Annotated in this window: 8 protein-coding genes; all 8 read right to left on the minus strand. The window is 43.2% G+C overall.

The window, feature by feature from the left end; genetic code table 11:
- Nucleotides 1–47: 47 nt before the first annotated feature.
- Nucleotides 48–1,949, minus strand: coding sequence for a cobaltochelatase subunit CobT (cobT, locus tag E1160_RS14150; protein ID WP_155156295.1), 1,902 nt, complete (start codon nt 1,947–1,949; stop codon nt 48–50).
- 40 nt (nt 1,950–1,989) lie between these two features.
- On the minus strand, nt 1,990–2,997 hold the full coding sequence (gene cobS, locus E1160_RS14155; RefSeq protein ID WP_155156313.1) for a cobaltochelatase subunit CobS: 1,008 nt from the start codon (nt 2,995–2,997) through the stop codon (nt 1,990–1,992).
- 145 nt (nt 2,998–3,142) lie between these two features.
- Nucleotides 3,143–3,751 (minus strand): J domain-containing protein, encoded by a 609-nt coding sequence (locus E1160_RS14160; RefSeq protein WP_155156297.1) that lies wholly within the window; start codon nt 3,749–3,751, stop codon nt 3,143–3,145.
- Nucleotides 3,752–3,765: 14 nt separating this feature from the next.
- Nucleotides 3,766–4,605 (minus strand): mechanosensitive ion channel family protein, encoded by an 840-nt coding sequence (locus tag E1160_RS14165; RefSeq protein WP_155156299.1) that lies wholly within the window; start codon nt 4,603–4,605, stop codon nt 3,766–3,768.
- A 45-nt stretch (nt 4,606–4,650) separates the two neighbouring features.
- A complete protein-coding gene (locus E1160_RS14170) occupies nt 4,651–5,220 on the minus strand; it encodes a demethoxyubiquinone hydroxylase family protein (RefSeq protein WP_407923902.1) in 570 nt (189 codons plus the stop codon).
- 20 nt (nt 5,221–5,240) lie between these two features.
- The gene (locus E1160_RS14175) at nt 5,241–5,756 is read right to left on the minus strand and encodes a disulfide bond formation protein B (protein ID WP_155156303.1); all 516 of its coding nucleotides are present in this window, start codon (nt 5,754–5,756) and stop codon (nt 5,241–5,243) included.
- A gap of 39 nt (nt 5,757–5,795) precedes the next feature.
- Complete coding sequence (locus E1160_RS14180) at nt 5,796–6,392, minus strand: YqaA family protein (protein WP_155156305.1); 597 nt, start codon at nt 6,390–6,392, stop codon at nt 5,796–5,798.
- A gap of 178 nt (nt 6,393–6,570) precedes the next feature.
- Nucleotides 6,571–7,326, minus strand: coding sequence for a substrate-binding periplasmic protein (locus tag E1160_RS14185; RefSeq protein ID WP_155156307.1), 756 nt, complete (start codon nt 7,324–7,326; stop codon nt 6,571–6,573).
- Between the last annotated feature and the right edge of the window lie 197 nt (nt 7,327–7,523).

Below are 7,523 nucleotides of genomic sequence, written 5' to 3' on the forward strand. Positions count from 1 at the left end.
TTATTAACTATTTAGTAAAGGCGATTTTAGATAAAAATCTCTACCGCTTAAGAAACGTAACTTTTACGTTGCGATTTTCCACCGGAAACAGAAGCTTTTAGATCAAATAAATCAGCCAATTGTTCCATCATTGTGCCGCCCAATTGTTCCACATCGACAATCGTAACCGCACGTTCATAGTAACGGGTCACATCATGACCAATACCAATAGCACATAACTCTACAGGTGACTTATTTTCAATAAAATCAATTGTATCACGTAAATGACGTTCCAAATAATTACCACTATTCACAGATAGGGTACTGTCATCCACAGGGGCTCCGTCGGAAATTACCATCAAAATACGGCGATCTTCCTGACGCGCTAGTAAACGGTCATGCGCCCAAAGCAAAGCTTCGCCGTCGATATTTTCTTTCAACAAGCCTTCACGTAACATCAAGCCTAAATTCTTCTTACCACGGCGATAAGGTTCATCTGCAGCTTTATAAATGATATGGCGCAGATCATTTAATCGTCCCGGATTACCCGGTTTGCCATCCTCAATCCATTGTTCACGGGATTGACCGCCCTTCCAAGCCTTGGTCGTGAAGCCCAGAATTTCAACTTTCACACCGCACCGCTCTAACGTACGCGCCAAAATATCCGCTGACATAGAGGCAATGGTAATCGGACGGCCACGCATAGAACCAGAATTATCCAATAACAAAGTCACAACCGTGTCTTTGAAATCAGTATCCTGTTCCCATTTAAAGGAAAGCGCATGGGTTGGGTTGGTTACAACACGACTTAAGCGACCGGAATCAAGAATACCTTCTTCCAGATCAAAGTCCCAGCTGCGGGTTTGTTGCGCCATCAAACGACGTTGTAAACGATTAGCCAGCTTGCCAATGATACCTTGCAAGTGAACCAATTGTTGATCTAGCATACTGCGCAGACGATCTAGTTCCTCTGGATCACATAAATCTTCTGCGCGAATAACTTCATCAAACCCTTTGGTGAAAATCGAATAGAAATCTTCTTTTGGCAGATTGCTCAGATCATTTTCCGGACGCCAGCCTTTTGATGCATCAGACGATTGTTCGTCCCCCGGTGACGGCAGCATATCATCCATCATCATGTCTTGGATTTCATCATCGGTCATGCCTTCTGCATCTTCGGATCCCTCACCCGCTTCTGCTTGCATTTCCTCGCCTTCGGCTTCTTGCTCACCACCGTCTTCGTTCTGATCCTGACCTTGCGTTTGATTATCCTGCATTTGCTCTTCAGATTCTTCAGTATCCTCACTGTCACTTTCAGAATCTTGCGGCTCTTCCATCCCCATATCCACATCCATTTGACGGATAAGGTCACGGGCAGCCTTCGCATATGCAGACTGATCAGTCATTAATGGTTTAAGGTCATCCAGCGCTTCTTCCAGTTTTTCTTCCAAATCCGGGCGCCATAAATCGACAATTTCTTTGGCCGATGGTGGGACTTCTTGGCCCGTCATATGTTCACGGGCCAAAAGACGTACAACTTCTGGCAAAGTTGTATCAGCCTTTTCCTTCATACGATGATAGCCAAGACGCATATAACGTTGTTCCAAGGCTTCCGCGATATTGCCACGTGCCCCTTCCATAAAACGGCTACCGGATGCTTCGATACGCGCTTCTTCCAACATATCAAAGATTAAAGGTGCCATATCCCCTTTTGGGCGATTACGTTGATGTTTTGCGGCATCATGACCGGAAAGACGCATGGCAAGTAAATCTGCTTCACCGCGAGAACGTGCAATTGCCTCGTCATTGATTTCACGATTTGGATAAGGTAAACGCGCACGGCTACCCGCCATATGTGCAGGTTCGCTGCCATATGACACTTCGATATCAGAGATACCTGTAATCGCCCGAAACGCCGCTGCATTTCGTTGCTTGAAATCCTCTATCGCTTCTTGCTTATCCTTGCTCATGCAACACCAATAAATCCAAACAGAATATCGAAATCAGGCCTTAACCGATTTGCACGCGAGTATCTGTTTTTAATTCTTCACCGAAACAACGCTGATAATATTCAGACACGATTGAACGTTCTGTTTCATCACATTTGTTTAAGAAGGTCACACGGAAGGCAAAAGCCAGATCATTAAAGATAGCTGTATTTTCTGCCCAGGTAATCACGGTACGTGGGCTCATCACAGTTGAAATATCCCCATTGATAAAGCCGGCACGTGTTAGGTCAGCCATCTGCACCATCGCATTGATGCGTGCACGGCCTTCCTCGCTGTCATATTCCGGCAATTTCGCCAACAAAATATCAACTTCATCATCATGTGGCAGATAGTTCAAGGTTGTCACAACGGACCAACGGTCCATCTGACCTTGGTTAATTTGTTGTGTACCATGATATAAACCGCTTGTATCGCCTAAACCAATGGTGTTGGCCGTCGCAAATAGACGGAAGTTCGCATTTGGATGAATCACGCGACTTTGGTCAAGCAAGGTCAACTTACCAGCTTTTTCCAATACACGCTGGATCACAAACATCACGTCCGGACGACCTGCATCATATTCATCAAAACAAATAGCCACAGGACGTTGCAATGCCCAAGGAAGGATACCTTCCTGGAATTCTGTTACTTGTTTTCCATCACGTAAAACAATTGCATCTTTACCCACCAAATCAATACGGCTGATATGGCTATCAAGGTTAATACGGATACAAGGCCAGTTCAAACGTGCGGCAACTTGTTCAATATGGGTGGATTTACCAGTGCCATGATAACCTTGTACCATCACACGTCGATCAAAGGCAAATCCAGCAAGAATAGCCATAGTTGTGTCATGATCAAACTGGTAGGTTGGATCAACTTCTGGGACATGATTTGAACGTTTGGAGAAAGCAGGCACTTTCATATCAGAATCGATACCAAATGTTTCGCTTACAGATACTTCAATATCCGGCGCAACAAGGCTGTCTGTATCTACGATTTCTGTATCCAAAGAATTTGCATCGCTCATATTTGTCATAGCGTCACCAATTGATCCTTAATTTTTAATGAAAGGTATGGGGCAGATTAAGTCAACCGACTCACCCTAAACCTAGCGTGTTGAAATACCTTTAAACCCGCTTATCAACTTTTGCACTCTAAATCGTACAGAAATGTCAGGAAAAAGACTTTTTCAATCGCGAATAAGCCTGATTAACGGATTTCAATCTTTCTACGGCTTTGGGGTTATCTTGGTTCAGGTCTGGATGTAAATCTTTTGCCAATTCTTTGTAGCGTGCCTTCACTTCCAATTCATCTGCGGGATAATCAAATCCCAAAATCATATAAGCTTCCATCTCAGGATGTGATCTAAATGCATCTTGCTTGGCTTTTTTTGCTTTCGCTGAATGAGCTGTCGCTTCTTCATAAATTTCAAATGGGTCATATATTTTTCCTTTGAAATTTGGTCGTTTCCCAGAAGCATCTCGTGCTTTAGATTTGGGGTGCGCATGCCCCCCATTATTACCCAATGGCCATGTGGGACGTCCCCAACAAACATCTGTTTTGATCATGGTATCAATATCAGACTGATCCATGCCTTCGCAGAAATTCCAATTGGCATTATATTCCCGCACATGATCCAGACAGAACCAGAAATAATCTTGTAAATTGTTACTTGATTTCGGGGCGCGATGCTCTCCCTCCAGAGTACAATCAGGATGGTCGCAAACACGGAAATGCTTGCGACCACCTAAAGGATATTTTTCTGAAGAAGGACGAGGCATAACAAACCTGCTAATTATTTGCCCTCAACTTGATGCATATGCACATCTTGTTGCGGGAAAGGAATAGACATACCGGCACCTTCGATCACTGCTTTGGATTTTTCCAAAATATCGAAATGCGCGTCCCAGAAATCGTCCGTCTTTACCCAACAACGCATAGTAATATCAACAGAAGAGGAATTTAAAGTTGAAACCACTGTTTGGGGTGCTGGATCGGATAAAACACGCTCATCTTTTTCCATAAGCTCAAGTAAAACACCGCGTGCTTTTGCAACATCATCACCATAAGAAATGCCCATAACCTGTTGAATACGACGTGTTGGATTACGGGAATAATTTGTGATATTTGAATTCCAAAGAGATGAATTCGGCACAGCCATATAGACACCGTCAACGGTTTTCATATCAGTCGTAAATAGATTAATCGCTTCTACAGTTCCCATAATGCCGCTTGCATCAATGAAATCGCCCTTCCTAAAGGGACGCAACATCAACAACATAATACCAGCTGCGATATTCTGTAGGGTGCCTTGCAACGCCAGGCCAATTGCAAGACCAGCAGCACCAAGAACAGCAATAATACTGGTGGTTTCAACACCAAACTGGGATAATACAGCAACGAATGTGACAATCAGAACAGCATATTTCACCATGCTGGATAACATTGGCACCAGCGTTTCATCCATATTAGGAACGCGATGCAACGCCCGCGTGACCAAACCTTTGAAGAAACCTGCTAGAATCCATCCGACAATCAAGGTGATCATCGCGCCAAGAATATCGGGACCATACCCGACCACGGAGTCTTGAATAATCAGTAAAAACTCTTGCAAAATTGTTAATTGATCTTCCATTAATCTTTACCCCTTACTTGGAAAATATGTCCTTAAATGGTTGCACTAGATACGCCCAGCCAACCAGATGGCGAATTTAGACCCTTTGCTAATGGCTTGATATAGCAACGGATAAGCCGCAGCTTGTTCCGCGTCGTTATCAAGTCCAATATCGCGATGTTCTAGTTCTTCCTGACGGAATCTTTCAATTGTTTCAACCATTTCATGTTCGCGATCTTCGGCGATCAGACGATCCCGTTGTTCGGCATAATGCTCATCAATAGCTTCTTCAACTGCAACCGTGCAGGCCATTGCAGCTTCCTTGCTCATCATTGCCGTGCCGGCACCAACGGCCCATCCCGCAACATGCCAAAATGGTGTTAAGGCTGTGGGTCTAATTTGGCGCTTCACCAATTGATCATTAAAATAATCAAGATGTTCTTGTTCTTGATCCTGCATATGGCGCAAGGTTGGACCAATTTCTGTGTCTCCCAATACATCGATCTGACCTTGGTAAATACGTTTCGCGCCGTATTCTCCCGCTTGATCTACACGAATAATACGTTCCAATGCTTTATCGGGAGATAAATCGCCAGGAAGATATTTCGGACCGAGTTTCTTTTTTGTTTCAGTCATCATTCAAGACCTTGTACAAATTAACCAATCACAGATTTGCGCTTATTAAACCACGCAGCATAGATAATGAACAGACCAAACCCTAAAGAAAGTAGGAAATTATATCCAGCCATAGAAATACCAAACAAACTCCATGGAATCTCATCACAGCGCACTGGCGCTGCGCTCATAATAGCCGCTTTTAGTTCATCTAGTGACATATCTGCAGAACCAACTGTACCGCTACAGCCGCTTGGCCCTTCCCAAAACTTATATTCCACCCCAGTGTGATATCCGGCAATTCCCGCTCCGACTAACAATGCCAAGCCACCCATAACGGTAAAAATTACCATCAGATGGACTTTACGACGGAAATTAACCGCCAATGATCCAAGCCCAATTGCCAACCACCATGGCAAGCGTTGATACAAACAAAGTTTACACGGCTCATACCCAAACCCATATTCAAATATATGGGCTGCCCCTAGTACCAGAACGGCACTTATCAAAAGGACCCAAGCCGCCGTGCGCGCTGCAAATAACTCAATCTTTGGCATCTTCTATCCAGTCACATAGCAAGATATTTCTATTTTTCGTTATACAATAAATTTCAAGGACACAAACCCGCCAATTACCAGAACAAAGAAAAGCGTTGTCATCAGACCAAATCTTTCTTCAATTAATCGACGGATCGGCTCTCCAAAGAACCAAAGCAAGGCCGCTAACGCAAAGAAACGTGCACCACGCCCAACAACAGAAACGGACATAAAGCTTGCCAGATCCATCTCAGCCACGCCACTTGCAATTGTAATCACTTTATAAGGGATAGGCGTAAAGGCGCCAGCCGCGACAATCCATTCGCCCCATTGCTCATACCAACCCTGGAAGGTGCCAAACTTTTCGCCATATCCATAAAAATCAATAATTGGACGACCAACCACATCATATAGCCCCGCGCCAATCATATATCCGGCGCCACCGCCAAGGACACTTGCGATTGTTGCAACCAAAGCAATCTTAAATGCTTTTTCTCTGGCCGCCAAAATCATCGGGATCATCATCACATCTTGTGGGATTGGAAAAAAGGAGCTTTCTGCAAAGGCCACTAATGCCAACCACCAAATCGCATAGGGATGAGCCGCTAAATCCATAGTCCAGTCATATAGACGGCGTAAAGGAGAGAATATATTCATGAAAAGATCGATCTTAAACTTTAATGGGAAGGAATGTTCTAACGTCTAAGCTCTATAGAATATAGAAAAGCTTTTGACCAGACGAATAGCCTCACTAATTTTATCTTTAAAGAAACTATAATTAATATTGCCGAAATACGGCAGAAAAAAGGCGCAGAAAGCAGCCATCCACTATAAACTAGTTACCATATCTTGCATGAATTTTATCATATCGCCCATCTTGGCGAATTCTTGCTAAGGCGTTGTTGAATTTACTAATAACAGTTTTATAATTAGGCCAGTTCTTACTTACGCAAAGATAGTATGGACGCCCCTTACGTTTATAAAACCGTAAACTATCATCAAAACCTAGTTCTTTTTGCGCATACCACTTTCCGAATTCACCCGTGGAATAGAATAAATCAACACCACCATCCTCCAGCTGAAAAAATGCATCCTTGTCTGTAAGTGGCTTCTCACCCAAAGATAATCCTGCATTTTCCAATTCAAAAGCAGTCCCATAATCTTTCACAGCCGTTACCGAGTATTTGTCAAGCGCATCCAACATAACGGGCTCAATTAGTCTGATATTTCTTTTCAGGGCAAAGAATCCCCTTGTTGAATAACTCAACGGATTTGAAAATTCTATCCATTCTTCTCGTTTTTGAGTATGTGTACAGCTTTGAATAGCCGTTGCACTCCCATCTTTCACCCGATTTTGAATAGTTTCCCAATCCTGAAAGACAAAAACTGGATCATACCCAGCTTCACGCAAAGCAAGTTCTGTTACTTCAACATCATAGCCAAGACGACCATCTTGCGAATTTTCTATGATAAATGGCGGATAATGAACAGAGAGGATTTCAAGTCTTTCTGCAGCTACGACATGAGATATCCCCAGGGCCATAAAAATCATGGCACTCATCACCGCGATATTGCGCTTAAAAACTTTCACTCTATTTTCCCCGCCCGCACTCTCGTGCGCCGTATTTTAACTGTAATATCTTAAAAAAACGTTAACATATGCTTAGAATATTTCCCTTTTGTTAACCGAAGTTAATTTTTCGATAAGACAGTACCATTTATAAAGAAGTCATTTGAACCAAAGATGTGGACTAATTAAATCTCTCCGGTTAATCAATTATTTTCCAA

It is taken from the genome of Curvivirga aplysinae (assembly GCF_009711445.1).
In the GTDB taxonomy this organism is placed as follows: domain Bacteria; phylum Pseudomonadota; class Alphaproteobacteria; order UBA8366; family Aestuariispiraceae; genus Curvivirga; species Curvivirga aplysinae.